The 13858-nt window shown below is 63.8% G+C and carries 11 protein-coding genes; 2 read left to right on the forward strand and 9 right to left on the reverse strand.

The genetic code is table 11. From position 1 onward, the window contains the following. Positions 1-144 precede the first annotated feature (144 nt). Positions 145-1614, reverse strand: a complete 1470-nt coding sequence (locus A0257_04400; protein ID AMR26417.1) for a pectate lyase — start codon at positions 1612-1614, stop codon at positions 145-147. Positions 1615-1767: 153 nt separating this feature from the next. Between A0257_04400 and A0257_04405 the strand changes: the two genes are divergently transcribed. Beyond that, positions 1768-2418: a hypothetical protein gene (locus A0257_04405; GenBank protein AMR26418.1), complete on the forward strand. Its 651-nt coding sequence runs from the start codon at positions 1768-1770 to the stop codon at positions 2416-2418. Between the two features lie 123 nt (positions 2419-2541). Here A0257_04405 and A0257_04410 read toward each other — a convergent pair whose 3' ends face one another. The 8 genes from A0257_04410 to A0257_04445 all read right to left on the reverse strand — a co-directional run bounded on the left by A0257_04410 (position 2542) and on the right by A0257_04445 (position 12684). Next, the gene (locus A0257_04410; protein ID AMR26419.1) at positions 2542-3357 is read right to left on the reverse strand and encodes a hypothetical protein; all 816 of its coding nucleotides are present in this window, start codon (positions 3355-3357) and stop codon (positions 2542-2544) included. A gap of 112 nt (positions 3358-3469) precedes the next feature. After that, positions 3470-6064: a hypothetical protein gene (locus tag A0257_04415; GenBank protein ID AMR26420.1), complete on the reverse strand. Its 2595-nt coding sequence runs from the start codon at positions 6062-6064 to the stop codon at positions 3470-3472. Between the two features lie 99 nt (positions 6065-6163). Next, entirely contained in the window at positions 6164-7033 is an 870-nt protein-coding gene (locus tag A0257_04420) for a hypothetical protein (GenBank protein AMR26421.1), read from the reverse strand. A gap of 174 nt (positions 7034-7207) precedes the next feature. Further along, positions 7208-7981 (reverse strand): hypothetical protein, encoded by a 774-nt coding sequence (locus A0257_04425; GenBank protein AMR26422.1) that lies wholly within the window; start codon positions 7979-7981, stop codon positions 7208-7210. Between the two features lie 165 nt (positions 7982-8146). After that, positions 8147-9031, reverse strand: a complete 885-nt coding sequence (locus tag A0257_04430) for a hypothetical protein (GenBank protein AMR26423.1) — start codon at positions 9029-9031, stop codon at positions 8147-8149. Positions 9032-9080: 49 nt separating this feature from the next. Continuing rightward, the gene (locus A0257_04435; GenBank protein ID AMR29618.1) at positions 9081-9590 is read right to left on the reverse strand and encodes a hypothetical protein; all 510 of its coding nucleotides are present in this window, start codon (positions 9588-9590) and stop codon (positions 9081-9083) included. Between the two features lie 258 nt (positions 9591-9848). Then, complete coding sequence (locus tag A0257_04440; protein AMR26424.1) at positions 9849-12233, reverse strand: hypothetical protein; 2385 nt, start codon at positions 12231-12233, stop codon at positions 9849-9851. Between the two features lie 22 nt (positions 12234-12255). Beyond that, a complete protein-coding gene (locus tag A0257_04445; protein ID AMR29619.1) occupies positions 12256-12684 on the reverse strand; it encodes a transcriptional regulator in 429 nt (142 codons plus the stop codon). Positions 12685-12946: 262 nt separating this feature from the next. On the opposite strand from A0257_04445, the gene A0257_04450 reads away from it, so the two are divergent. Beyond that, a complete protein-coding gene (locus A0257_04450; GenBank protein ID AMR26425.1) occupies positions 12947-13816 on the forward strand; it encodes a hypothetical protein in 870 nt (289 codons plus the stop codon). Positions 13817-13858 lie beyond the last annotated feature (42 nt).

Raw genomic sequence — 13858 nt, forward strand, 5'->3', positions numbered from 1 at the left:
TCATTCCGAGCTTGCCGAGGAATCTCGCTCGCGCCGCCTGCGACCCGTTCAGGTATCGTTCCACGACGCGAGCGAGATTCCTCGGCAAGCTCGGAATGACGTTCTGCTTACTCGGCTATTTATCCAAGCACTACTTAAATTGAGCTACTTCCCAGCCAATTCAGTCAAATACACTTCCAGCATGGGGTAGCCGCCAGGGCCGATTTTGCTGCGGTCGGCCGCGTCTTTGGGGTTCAGCTGGTGGGCTGTTTCCCAGGCGTCGGGCAGGCCGTCGTGGTCGGTATCGGGGGGGGTAGGGCCAGCGGCCAGCACGGGCCAGGCGTGCTGCGACACGCTGTAGGGCGTGCCGTGGGGATAGCCGCCCTGCACGTCGATAATGCGACCGGTGCGGGTGCGCACCTCGCGCACCATGCGCTGGTCGAGGGTGTCGCGCCGGGGGCAGCTGGCGCCAGCGCCGGCCAGCACAAGGTCGTAGGCTTGGGCGGCGGTCTGGGTCGTGACGGGGCCGAGGTCGAAGGGGGCAGTGACTTTGGAGAGAGCCGTGTCGGCCGGGATGCCCTCGTTCATCACCACGCCACGCCAGTTGTGGGCGGTCACTTCGGCGCTGGCATCCTGGTAGTTGCCGCTGAGGTAGAACTTGCCGTAGGGCAGCGGATTGTTGCCTTTGGTGAGCTTGTAGGGGTTCAGCAGGCGGGCGTGCACGGCGGGCTTGGTGCTGGGGCCGGCCTTGTAGTAATTGTTGACAATGTTGTAGTTACCGCCCTCACCAGCATACACGTTATTCTCGCCCCAGTCGTAGATGACGTTGTTGCGGAAGTCGCAGTTTTCGAAGCCCGCCGGGTGGGTGTAGCGGCTGCCGTTGAAGCGCGGCGTGCGGCTGTTGCAGTGCACAAACAGGTTGTGGTGCATGCTGGCGTGCTGCCCGCCCCAGATGCCGCCGAAGCCGTGACGCTCATAGTCTTTGTCGCCTTCCTCAAAGTGATACGAGTAGTTGAGCGGCGGCCCGATGAGGTTCCAGCTGAGCGTGGTGCTGTCGCCCTCATACACCGAAAACGCCTCGTCGGTGCTCCAGCTCATTGAGCAGTGGTCGATGACGAGGCGGTGGTTGCGGTTGCCGCCGAAGGCATCGTCGCCGCCCGCGCCATCCTTAAAGCCCTGGTTCTGATTCTTATCACCCAGCCGAAACCGCAGGAACCGCACAATCACGTTGTTGGCGTGCACCGTCACGGGGTAGTCGGCCAGGCAGATGCCGCCGCCGGGGGCCGTCTGGCCCGCAATGGTCGTGTTGGCTTTGCTAAAACTCAGCGGCGCGAGCAGGTGAATGGTGCCCGCCACCCGAAACACGATGGTGCGCGCCGGGGCCTTTTTCTCGCTCAGCTGCACGGCGTAGCGCAGGCTACCGGGCAGGTTATCGTCGCGCAAGTTGGTGACTTCGAGCACCGTAGTGGGCACGGCCGCCGTGCCGCGCCCGCCGCTGGTGAAGCGCCCAGCGCCCTCGGCGCCGGGGTAGGCCAGCAGCGGCGCGGGCGCGGGGGGCGCGCCCAGGCGCAGGGCCCAGCCGGAGGCCATCGTGGTCAGCAAAAACACGTGGCGCAGTCCAAAACCCAGCAGCATATAATTCAAAACAAAGAAGGTGGGAAGCAGCAGATAGACTGCAAATACGCCCCACTCGCTCCGCGAATGCGCCCATGCCCGCGCTTTTCTTTGCGCAATCGTTGTCGGCAACGTTGCCGAGCGGCCGCGTCGGTGCGCTACTTTTTTCTTCCCATGCCTATCCCCGCCCCTACCCCGCGCGCGCTCCCTTTGCCGGCGCTCAGCTTCACGCTGGCGCTGGTGGCGCTGGCTGGCTACGTCGATGCCGTGAGCTACCTGCGGTTTGCGGGGCTGTTCGTGTCGTTTATGAGCGGCAACACGACGGCACTGGGCGTGGCCGTGGCTCATGAAAACTCCGCCAAGACTGGCGAGCTGATTGGCGTGGTGGCGTTGTTTGTGGCGGGCGTGGTGGGTGGCAGCCTGCTGCATCGCCGCGCCGGCCGGTGGGGCAACACCTTGATTCTGCTATTAATAGCTGCCTTGCTCTTGTTAGCCCACTTCCTACCCCCCGCCGCCATCGCCAGCCTCGTGCTGGCGATGGGCGCGCTCAACGCCAGCGTGCACCAGGTGGGGAGCGTCAAGGTCAGCCTCACCTTCGTGACGGGTACGCTCGTGCGCTTCGGCACCGGCCTGGCCGACTGGCTCAGCGGCGCGGCCCCGGCCCAGAACTGGCTGTGGCCCGTGGCGCTGTGGCTGGCGTTTGGGGCCGGGGCGCTGGGCGGCGGCGCGGCCTGGCTGCACTGGCTGCCGGGCACCCTACCCCTCGCCGCCACCCTGAGCCTGACGCTGGCGGCGCTGGCGCGGCGCGTGGGCGGCGTGCGGTAGCCGGGCGCTCCCTACCCCCGCTCAAGCAATCAAAGTGATGTAAGACATTAATGAATAAGTTGTTATCATGAGGCGTGTTGGCTACATTAATGAGGTTATCAAAGTAGAGGGAGGTGGCGAGACTTACTCAAAATCTCCCTTCAAGTAGATACCACCGTAGCCCACCCGCATATTATTTTGCTGAAAATCAGTGCCGTAATCACTAATATTTCCCGATGACGACCGATAGTAAGGTATGTACGACGACGTGAGCAGGTAGATGGTACCGTTCGCGTCCTGCTCATATATCTCTAGACCGTAGCCCACGCCCGTGTAGCCCAAGCTGTTCCGGACGGTTGGCAACGTATAGGACTTCAGGGCCGGGTAGTTGATTATCAGGGGCGTAGGCAGCGCGAAAGTATAGGGCAAGCTAGCTTGCGTCAGCGTCACTTTCGGGCTTTGGTAGAGAATGGGCGCCTCGAAGCTGGGGTTGCCACTGGCAGGCCGGGGGTATTGCACGTTGTTCTCACCCAGGCGCACCACCACCCAATACGTCCCGTTCACTAGGTTATGCTGGGGCGAGTTCGCCTCGTCATTCAAGTTTTGGATGACTACCTGCTTAGCTACGCGTTCCAGCACGTGCACGCGCCGGGTGGCGGTGGCCGTTTGCTTAGTGGCATCCTGCACGGTAAGCGTGATAGTGTAGGTGCCCGGCTTCGCATAATGAAAGCGCGGCGCGGCGGTAGTCCGTACACTGTCATTGCCAAGCGTGTAGCGGTACGACGAGGCGCGCGCAGAGCGGTCGATGAGCTGCACGTCGTCGTAGGTGGCCACCGTTACTTCATTAGGGCTGCTGCCAGCAAAAGCAAAGTCGGCAGTGGGGGCCGGGCTGCTGGGGCTGGGGGCTTTCTGGCAGGCTGCCAGGGCCAGCAGGCCGAGGGCTAAGCAAAAAGTTTTCATAAGCAGGAAGTATTAGGCGGGCGGCTATAGCAAGCCGGGCGCACCGAGCTGGCCGCCAGCTCAAATATAGCCTATTCGCCCACTCGCCACTAAGTCTCAGCCACAAAATTCCCTACCCCCTACCGCGGGACCGCAGGCTGAGGTAGTCGAGGTAGTACAAGACCTTAACAGACAGATTGTTATTATGCGGGGTGTTGGCCACGTTGGCGAGGTTATCGAAGTAGAGGGGGGTAGCCGCGTTGCCGAGCAGGTATGAGGCGGTGGCATCTTTATACACCAGGCTTACCTGCGAGCCGGGCGCAAACCACCACACCAAGGAGGCATCGACGTTGAAGGCATTGAAGCTAGTGTCGTGGCTGCGCTGGTAGCCGGGCAGCAGTTCTTCGACCCCGCCGGGGTGCAGGCGGGCAAAATCAAGGTAGTGCACCGTGCTCACGTAGTGCCGCACGCGCATCGTGAACGAGAGCCGGTTGGTGAAGGTGTAGTTGGTAGTCAGCGTGTTGGTGAACGTGGACACGCGGCGGCGGCCCAGCAGCACGTCGGGGCCCAGCAGGCTGCTGTAGAGCTGGTCGATGGGCTGGTTCAGGTCAAACCCATCGTTCACGTAACCTATCTGATTCACTTTCAGGCCATAATCAAACGTGTAGCGGAAGTTCAGCTTGTCGCTCACACGGTAGCGCGGGCTCAGGGTGAGGCCGAAGCCGTAGCGGCGCGGGCGCTCAAACCGGTCGTCGAGGGCGTAGGGCCGAATGCCGAGATTGACGTCGTAGGCCAGCTTCTTGCGGTAGTCCGACGACACGAACGTGCCCAGGTTGAAGCTGGTGGGCACCTGCACGAAGTAGCCGCCCAACGGCGCGGTGCGCGGCTCGTAATAGTCGTGCTTGGCCAGGTCGAGGTTCACGTTAAATCCCGTCGTTAAGAAGCTCTTGGTGAAGGTAGTATTGGCGCTGCCGTAGATGCCCGCGTCCTGGTAGAGCAGCGGCCGGAACAGCAGCGACTGGTACGCGCCCAGCGTGGTGGAGAGGTTATTGACTTTCCAGAAAGGCTGGTATTTATTGTAGTTCACGGTGGCCGACTGGCTCACGTTGTTATTACCAAATAAAATCCCTAAGTCGTTGGGATTATAGGTATTCGACTCGATGCCGTGGTCCACGTTCCAGGTCCAGTTGCCCGAAATCTTGCCGTAGTTGAGGTAGTACTTGTAGCCGTTCTGGTCGCTCACCGGCGTTTCGGAATACATATTCTGGCCGCGCCGCTGCGAGTAGTTGAGCTGGCCATTGAAGGCATACTGGTTCTTTTTGTCCACAAAGCGGAAGAGGCCAGCCGTCACGTTGGCATCGTAGGCGGTGCCGGCGCGCGTCACGTTGGTGTTGATGAGCGACACGTAGGAATTGTGCGGCAGGCTCTGGTCGAGCACCAGGATGTTGTAGTTGGTCAGCGGCTGGGTCAATAGCTGGCGCTGGCGGCCGGTGGCCGAATCCTGCACCGTGGCGTAGCTGGCCGCCGACACGGCATTGAACACCCCGATACCCAGGCCCTTGCTGGTGCGCCCCGATACCTTGGTAGCGTTCAGCAGGCGCGTCACGCCGGGGTTTTGGTACAGAAATTCGCCCTTGCCCAGCTGCCCGGCCGCGTCGCCAAAGCCCAGCGGCTGGGCCCCTACCCGCCGCGAATAAAACAAGCCGCCCTTATTGAACAGCTCGGTGCCCTCGGTGAAAAACGGCCGGTTTTCCTGGTACTGCACCTCGAAGGGCGACAGGTTAAGCACCTGGTTATCACTGATAGTCTGGCCAAAATCGGGTATCAGCGTGGCGTCCAGCGTGAAGCTCTCGTTGATGCCCCACTTGATATCGGCGCCAGCGTTGAAGCTGGTGCTCGTGTTGCGCTTGCCCTCCACGTTGTAGGGGTAGTGATTGGCGTAGGTGCTCACATAGGGCGTGAGGGAGAGGCGCAGCGGCGGGTGCAGGTTTTCGAGGTTACTGAGCTCACCCCACTGGTTCACGAAGCCATCGACGCTGGGCTGAATCGCGTTCCAGAAAAACTGCTGGTTGCTGGCCTTGCGCTGGCGCATAAAGTTGACGCCCCAGGTTTGCACCGGTGCCTGCGCAAAGCGAATGGCCGAGTACGGAATCCGGATTTCAACGCTCCAGCCCCGGCCGTCGGGCAGCGGGGCCACGTGGCTTTCCCACACCGCGTTCCAGGCGCCGTCTTCGCCGTTGGCGGGCGAGTAGCGGGTGTCCATCTGCACGCCGGTGCTCATCACGAAGAACCCGTAGCCATTGAGATGGTCGCGATACGGGTCCAGAAACAGCGCGAAAAAGTAGGTGTTGCCCACGTTGTCGCGCTGCGTCAGCTCGCGCCTGATGCTGTCGGGCCGAATCTCTACCATCTTGGCACCCACGTACATGGCCGCGTCGTCGTAGAGCACGCGCACCTCGGTAGGCAGGCGCTCGGGCCGGCCGGGGCTGGGCCGCCGCTCCACAAACTGGCTGGCCACCGGGGCGCTGGCCCAGGCCGCATCGTCGAGCAGGCCGTCGAGTTTGAGGGGGGTAGCGGGGCGCTGGGCCGCCAGCTGGCGGCGCGCCCCGGCGGGCGCGGGCGGCGCGCCCGCCGGGCTTTTTTGGGCGGCTACCCGCGGGGGGCCGGCCAGATACAGGCAGCTAAGCAGCAGGCCCAAAAGCAGCTGCTTAGCTCGAAAAAATAACATGATGAGTAAATGAAGCAGGGATACAATCGGGCCATAGACGCCCGGCCGGGGCCGGCCGTTGTCTGGCTCCGCGACTATTTTTTTATTCTTGCGTAAGTCCTATTTATCCTTCCTGAAAAACACGTCGCCGCTCACCGATTCCAGCTTCACCAGCGGGCCGCTGCCGCTGCCGTAGCTGCCGTGCAGCTCGTAGCCCACGTAGCTGCGCTGCTTCAGGTTGCTGAAGCTCACGGCCGGGTCGGCGTACACCTCGCCCGTCACGGTGTGCAGGCTCAGTTCGGCGGCTTGGGCGGGCGGCCAGGTCAGGTCCACGTCGCCGCTCACCGATTTGGCTTCTATCGCGTTGCCGCTGAGGTTGTTCAGCTTCACGTCGCCGCTCACGGTGCGCACCGTCACGGCGCCGGCGAGAGCGCTCAGCAGCAGGTCGCCGCTCACGGTTTTGGCCGCGATAGTCCCGCTCAGGCCGCTCAGGTCGATGTCGCCGCTGAGAGTGTTGATGCGCAGGGCCGCGCCGGCCGGCACGGTCACTTCGTAGTCGATTTTCAGGCAGTAGCTGTACTCGCCCTTGTGGTAGCTCACGGTGGGCCGCAGCCCGCCAGTTTTGCCTGAGCGGGTGTAGCCGCCATGCACGCCGCCGCCAGAATTATTGCGGCTACCCCCCTCGCAATCACCCTCGTAGTGGCTTTCGCGCAGCTTGTCTTCGTCCAGCTTCTCCACGACGCTCAGCTCCGTCCCGTCTTTTTCCAGCACCAGGCTGTAGAGGTCATTCTGCTGGTTGTCATTAATGCTGACCCTGGCCTGCACGCTGAGGCTGGCCCCCGGCCGCACCCGGATGGTGTGGGCAAATTTCAGGTCCAGAAACACGCTCTGCCCGGCGGCCAGGGTAGCGGTTTGGGTTACGAGGCGCTGGGCCAGGGCCGGGCGCAGGCCGCTCAGCAGCAGCAGGGTAGCAAGTAGAAAGCGGTTCATAGCAGTAAATTTTTGAGTTGCTGATTATTATATTCTTAGCGAAGTGGACTGCGAGCAAGAACGTCATTCCGAGCTTGCCGAGGAATCTCGCTCGCGGTCGTTCGGGCCTCGTTCACCGATGCGAGCGAGATTCCTCGGCAAGCTCGGAATGACAGATGCCTTCAGCCAGGAACCCTATTTGGCTTTGCGCACGAAAATGTCGCCGCTGATGGTCTTGAGCGAGAAGGTGGCGCCGCCGCCGTTGGCGCGGCCTTCCACGGTTTGGCCGCCCACGTGGCGCAGGCCGTTGCCACCGCCCAGGTTGAGGTCGAAATCGGTGTAGATTTCGCCCGAAATCGAGCGCATCGACAAGCTCACCTTAGCCGAGGGGGGTAGGGTCACGTCCACGTCGCCGCTCACCGAAGCCACGGCGCTGGGCTGCGTAGGCGTGGCGCTAAACTGCACCTTAATGTTGCCACTGATGGTGTTGGCCACCACCGGGCCGCTCACGTTCAGCAGCCGGATATCCCCCGATTTGAGGCTCACCTCGATGCGGCCGGCCAGGTCGCGCAGCGTCAGGTCATCGGAGCCGCCCCAGGTGGCCTGCTCAAACGACACGTCGGTCTGGCGCGGCAGGCGCACCGTGTAGCGGTCGTCGCCGTGCGTGAGGCCCGTAATTCGAATGGTATTATTATCGCCCGGCACCACCGACACGCCCAGGCGGGTGTTGTCGCTGGCCCCGCCGCTATAAATGGCGCGCAGGCCATTGGCCAGGGCGGGCGGCGCATCGTAGTGGCCCGAGCCCCGAATCTGCAGCTCGTCACCGTCGTAGCCCTCCACCGTCACGTCGGAGCCGCGCATGTCGAACACCACCTTGCGGTTGGTCGAGCTGTTGAATTTCATTTTGAATTCCTGGGCGCGCAGGGCGGCCGGCAGAGCCAGCAGGAAGAAAAGAGCTATTTTTTTCATGATAAAGTAAGAGCGAAGGAGAAATTTGAGTAGCAACGGCGGGGATGTAATAAGCAGTTGTCCTTGCGAGCGAAGCGCGGCAATCACACCAGAGCGATGGCCGAACGACCGGCGCGGGTGTCGTTCCGGTGCGATTGCCGCGCTTTGCTCGCACGGACAAATAGGTTAAATCAATTGCCCCAGGCCGCTTTCGGCCTGCTGGCGCACGGCGGGCAGCGCATCGGGCTTCTTGGCCAGCTCTTCGAGGCCGGGCACGGCGCGCTTTTCGCGCAGCGTCACTAAGGCGTCGATGAGGGTAATCTGCACGTTGGGGTCGGTTTGCAGGGGTAGGGCCTCTACCAGGGCGGGGCCCACGCGGGGGTCGGCGCGCAGGCGCACCAGGGCCTCGCAGGCAGCCAGCCGCACGCTGGGGTTGGGGTCGGTGTCGAGGGTATGAATGAGGGTGAGCACGGCCGGGTCGTTGGGCTCCGTCACCAGGGCTGGGGCCTGGCTCACCAACTGCAAGCGCTGGCTGGCCGTGGCTGGCTGCTGCCGCGCGGCGGCCAGCTTCATCGAGAGCGTGGGCTCTGCTGCCGGGGTATTTTGGGCCAGCGACACCGCGGGCTGGCCGCCGCGCAGCAGCAGCCCCAGCACCGCCCCAATGGCCACCAACGCCACGCTGGCCGCCAGGCGGAGCCAGGTTTGGGTTCCTAGTTCCTGGTTCCTGGTTTTGAGGGGGGTAGCAACTGAAACCGGCAGCAACTGGCCGCCGCGCTGGGCCGTTAGGCCGGTGGGCGAAGCCGCGGCCAGCTTCGCCTTTTCCTGCTCCAGCATTGCCTGAAAATCGTCGCGCATTGCCAACGGCGGCAGCTCGGGGGGTAGGGCGTCGAGGTCGTTGAAGAGCTGGCGCAGCTCGGCCAGTTCGGCCTGGCAGGCGGGGCAAGTGGGCAGGTGCGCGACCAGGTGAGTCGCCTCGGGCGGTAGCGGCTGGCCCTCGGCCAGCTCGGGGAGCCAAAGCCGCAGCTCGGCGCAAGTCGGGTCGGTAAGCGGAAGATTATTAGCGGAAGGCATTTTTATAATGATTAATAAGTATTAACTAGTCAGCGGCTTAGTCTAATTCTCAACTCAGGTAAATCTTACGCAGCGCATCCAGCGCGCGGTGGGCTTTTACGCGGGCGGCACCGGCGGTGCAGCCGAGCTGCTCGCCTATTTCGGCGTAGTCGAAGCCCTGGAAGCGGTGCAGCACCAGCACTTCGCGCTGGGCGGCGGGCAGCAGGGCCAGGGCTTCGTGCAGGGCCTGGTGCTGGTCGGTGGCGGCGCGCTGGGCCTGGGCGGCGCGGCCGTGGCTGGCCGTTTGTTCCACCTCCTCCAGGTCAGCGGTGGGGCGCTGGCGCTGGTAGTGGTCGGCCCACACGTGGCGGGCCAGCTGGTAGACCCAGGCCCGAAACGGCTGGCCCGGCTGGTAGCTAGCGCGGTAGCGCAGCACCCGTACAAACACATTCTGGGTCAGGTCCTGGGCCAGGTCGCGGTCGCCATTAGCCAGGCGGGCCAAAAAGCCAAACAACGGCCCGTGGTAGCGCTCAAACAGCCCGGTTAGCTGGTCGAGGTCGCCGGCTTGCACCTGGGCCATCAGGGTTTCGTCGCTGAATGTAGGAGCGGAAACGGCAGGCATCCGGGCGGCGGTAAGGTGGTCGGTAATAGTGGGGTTTGTAGGGAGTACCGGCGGGGTAGCCATACGTTACAGCGGGGAATAAAATAATTTATTAAAAAGACAGCAGGCGGGCGTGCCGGGCACAAAAAAGCGGGCCGGCACACTGGTTTCCCAGGCAGCCGGCCCGCTTTTGAGGTATAATACTGCGGCGCAATAGGGCTCTTGCAGAGCCTCGAATTAGTGTTCGTTGATAGTAGCGTTGTAGGTTGAATTACCGTCGGCTGGCTGGTGCAATAACTGGCGATACTTGGTCAATTGGGCTGGCGTAAGCGCCTTACCATTCACCCATCCGCCTTGCCCGGTTAAAGAAAAGGAAAAGTTATGGTCAGTAGCCCCAATTAGTCCATCGCGACGCAACGTCTTACGCAGTTCGTCGGTGCTAATAAAAAAAGGGGTTGGCGGAGCCGCCCGAGGAAAGCGCGGCACGGCGGGCGCGGGCGAAGCCTGCTGCATCATCGGCGCGCGGGGCGGGCGTGGAGGGGTAGGCAGGCGGGGGCCCCGGCTCTCACTGTGCTCGAGCGCTCGCAGCTCGGCGGCATCGGCGGCCAGGCGGGCGCGCAGCTCGGCGCGGCGGGCAGCTAGGTCGGAACGGTCGCCTTCCAAGTCGGCTTGGGCAGCGTCGCGGTCGGCTTGGGCGGCATCGCGGTCGGCATCGCGGTCGGCCTGCTCAGCGGCCCGGTCAGCCTCGGCTCCTTCTTGAGAATCAGATTTATAGACTTTCATCTTGCCATTTTTTATATAAAAACGGGGATGAGTCGGATGGGCAGCGTCGCCACTGGTCAGCACGCGGGCCCGCACGTCGTAGCGCAGGTGGCGGCGGGCGGTGTTGCGGTCGCTATCAGCCAGGCCATCAATATCCAGGTGCAGCTCGCGCAGCATGGGGCGCACAGCTACTTTCACGCCCTGCTTTTGCACGCGCGCTAGCTCGCGCTCTATTTCGCGGCGCTGCTCGGCGTTGAGGTTAGGGTCGCGCAGGGTTTCGCGCAAGGCCTGCTCAGCTGTCCGGCGCGCCTCGCTATTCAGGCCGGTAGCGGAGAAATTGAAGCTGAACGACCGCTGCTCGGGCCGTTCAGGGCGCTCCGGCCGTTCGGGCATTTCGATGCGTTCCAACCGTTCAAAGCGCTCCGGGCGCTCCGGGCGCTCGGGCACAGTCACTACTTCTACGGTGCGCACGGCCTTGGCACGCTTGGCTTTTTTGCCGGGGGTAGCGGTTTCGATGGGTTGGCCATCCACGCTCAGGCGCACGACGCGACCTTTCTTGTCTTTCTCAATGACTACCGTGCTGGCCTTACCACGGCGCGGCGGGAACGGGCGCAGGCGCGGCGCGGAAGTAGCGTCATCTACTTCCACTTGCACCGTGCGTTCCTGGCGAACCGGCGCGTCGGCCGGGGCGGGAGGTAGCGGGGGAGCGGCGGGCAGCGGGGGCATTGCCACCATACGGCGCGCCGTATCGGCCGGGCTAGCGGCCGGCACCGTTTGGCCGGGCACCGTTTGGGCGGGCCGGGCCGCCAGCACTACCCCGGTGCTCAGGCCCAGCAAGCCCAGCAGCGTGAGCGAGCCGGCCAGCAGCCGCTCGTTCAGCGTGGGCGCCTGGGGCCGGCTCAGCACCAGCCGGCGCACCCGCGCCAGCAGCGAGCCGCGCCCGCCACCCGCCGCGGCCAGCGCTAGGCGCGGCACGGTAGGGATAGCGGCGGTTTCCAATTCGGCCAGGGCGGCCAGGGCACGGGCCACCCGCAGGCGGTCGCCGCCGCAGAGGGCGGCGGCCTGGTCGTCGCAGCAGTTTTCGCGCTCGGCCCGCAGGCAGTGGGCCATAAACCACACCGCCGGGTGGTAGAAAAACAGCACCTCGGCCACCGCCAGACCCAGGTTTAGCAAATAGTCACGCCGCACGATGTGGGCCAGCTCGTGCGCCAGCAGCGCTTCCAGCAAATGGGGGCTAAGGCCGGCCACTGCACCCAGCGGCAGCAAGATGACCGGGCGCAAGTGCCCCAGCACCAGCGGCCCCGCCACCCGCGCCGATTCCAACAGCGCTACCGGCCGGCGCAGACCCGCGCGGGCCGCCAGCGCCGCCAGGCGCTGCTGCCACTCGGCACCCAATGCCTGGGTGCCCGCCCGGCGCAGCCGGCCCGCGTAGAGCAGGCCGCCCGCCAGCCGGCCACTCATCAGCAGCAGGCCCAGCAGCCAGGCCACTACCACCAGGGGCAGATAACGTTCTACTTTATCGCCAGCTACTCGCAGCCAGGCCAGCGGCCGGACCGGCGCGGCACTGGCCGGCAGTGCGGCCACGGGGGCCGCCCCTACCCCCTGCATAGGGGCCGAAGCCAGCTGGCCAGCCACGTAGGCCGAGGCTACCGGCGCAGCCCCGGTGGGCGGCGAGCTGCGGTAATACCAGCTAAACGTCAACCCCACCACCAGCACCAACGTGCCCAGCGCACCGGCCGATAGGGCATAGCGCAGCTCGGCGCGCTGGCGGCGCAGCAGCGGCAGCGCGCCCGCCAGCAGCAGCGCCAGCACCGCGCCCTGCCACAACGAATGCAGCAGCGCAAACCCTACCCCCCGCACCAGCGCGGGCGATACGACATCTCTAAACAGCGGGAACGTTGTCATCAGAATTGGAGGGGGTAGGGTTAGCATTTTGAATCTCAATGTCATTGAGCAGGCGGCGAATCTGGGCCACCTCATCGGCCGAGGTTTTGCGGTTGCCCAGCGCCTGCATCACCAGCTTCAGGGCCGAGCCGCCGAAGGTGGCGGCCACAAACTTGTCGAGCAGCAGTCCCTGGGTATCCTGCTCGCGCACGGCGGCCCGGTACACGTGGCTGCGGCCTTCGTCGTCGCGGCTTACCAGGCCCTTTTCCAGCATCAACTGCATGATTTTCAGGGTCGTGGTGTAGCCGATTTCGCGCAACTGGCCCATCTGCTCGTTCACGGTGCGCACCGTGGCGGGGCCGTGCTGCCAGAGCACGTGCAGGATTTCCAGTTCCGAATCCGTAGGTTTGGGGGGCGCTTTGGGCATGATTTGGGCGAGAAAAAGTTCAGTACGAATTATTTCGTAGGTCAATAGTAGTACGAGAGCCTTCGTAGTTGCAAAAGCAATGTACGAAATTTATCGTATTTCTGCTTAATAGGCTGTTTATCAGCTGAATTATTTTAACCTCCCGCGCAAGACAACTATAGCAGTTCGATACCCGGTATATCATCTCCGCAAAGGCTATGGCGAGCGGCCCTTTCTATGAGCCGCCGCCGGGCGGCCAACCTTTGCTGTTTCTGCCAGATTCATGAACGCGACCATTCCCGTTTTTCCACTAACTGCCCTGACCGAAGCGGAGGCGAGGCCGGCGGTGTTCTTTGTGGGGCCTGATTCTCCGCCGACGCCCCAGCTGCCCCTCGACCGGCCGTACCGCAGCGATTTTTACAAAATCGGCCTCTGCCGGCGCGGCAGCGCCCGCCTGCAAGTCAACCTGGAAACCTACGCCCTGGCCCCGGCTTCGCTGGTCGTGCTCTCGCCCCACGGCATCAAGCAGTGGGGCTTTCGGTCGGCCGACTGCGCGTCGCTCAGCCTTTTTTTTACGAAGGCGTTCGTGGCGGCGGGCGGCGGGCTGAACCCGGATGACTTCGCTTTTTTTGAGCGCGATGCCCGTCCCGTGCTCACCCTACCCCCCGCAGCCGCCGCGAGCCTGGCGGCTCTGCTGCAAACTATCGGGCAGAAATACGCAGCCCCCCACGTGTACCGGGAGGAAATTTTGCGCAGCCTCCTGCATGTTCTGCTGCACGAAACGGCTCCGCTCTACGCTGCGCAGCACCGGGCCGCGCCCGCCGGGCGGACGCGCGGCCAACTGATTGCCGCCGGGTTTAAGCAGCTGGTCCACAGGCACTACGCCACCGAGCGAAGTCTGGCTTTTTACGCCGACCAGCTGTGCATCACCCCCAAGCACCTCGCCGAAACCGTGCAAGCGGCCACCGGCAAAAGCGCCGGGGCGTGGCTAACCGAAGCCGTGCTGCTGGAAGCCCGCGTGCTGCTGCAAAACCCCGCCCTACCCATCGGCCAGATTGCGGCGGCACTGCACTTTGCCGACTCGTCCACGTTCGGGCGGTTTTTTCGCCGCCACACCGGGCTGACGCCGGCCCGCTACCGACAGCAACAGTAGCGGCCACACCACCAGCCGCCGCGCGTTTGCCGCACTTGGGCC

Source organism: Hymenobacter psoromatis, assembly GCA_001596155.1.
Classification (GTDB): domain Bacteria; phylum Bacteroidota; class Bacteroidia; order Cytophagales; family Hymenobacteraceae; genus Hymenobacter.

Excerpts from the sequence above, each read along its gene's own strand:
- A0257_04410 (AMR26419.1), bottom strand. The coding sequence starts at position 3,357 with ATGAAAACTTTTTGCTTAGCCCTCGGCCTGCTGGCCCTGGCAGCCTGC.
- A0257_04415 (AMR26420.1), bottom strand. The coding sequence starts at position 6,064 with ATGTTATTTTTTCGAGCTAAGCAGCTGCTTTTGGGCCTGCTGCTTAGC.
- A0257_04425 (AMR26422.1), bottom strand. The coding sequence starts at position 7,981 with ATGAAAAAAATAGCTCTTTTCTTCCTGCTGGCTCTGCCGGCCGCCCTG.
- A0257_04435 (AMR29618.1), bottom strand. The coding sequence starts at position 9,590 with ATGGCCCAGGTGCAAGCCGGCGACCTCGACCAGCTAACCGGGCTGTTT.
- A0257_04420 (AMR26421.1), bottom strand. The coding sequence starts at position 7,033 with ATGAACCGCTTTCTACTTGCTACCCTGCTGCTGCTGAGCGGCCTGCGC.
- A0257_04430 (AMR26423.1), bottom strand. The coding sequence starts at position 9,031 with ATGCCTTCCGCTAATAATCTTCCGCTTACCGACCCGACTTGCGCCGAG.
- A0257_04445 (AMR29619.1), bottom strand. The coding sequence starts at position 12,684 with ATGCCCAAAGCGCCCCCCAAACCTACGGATTCGGAACTGGAAATCCTG.
- A0257_04400 (AMR26417.1), bottom strand. The coding sequence starts at position 1,614 with ATGCTGCTGGGTTTTGGACTGCGCCACGTGTTTTTGCTGACCACGATG.
- A0257_04450 (AMR26425.1), top strand. The coding sequence starts at position 12,947 with ATGAACGCGACCATTCCCGTTTTTCCACTAACTGCCCTGACCGAAGCG.
- A0257_04405 (AMR26418.1), top strand. The coding sequence starts at position 1,768 with ATGCCTATCCCCGCCCCTACCCCGCGCGCGCTCCCTTTGCCGGCGCTC.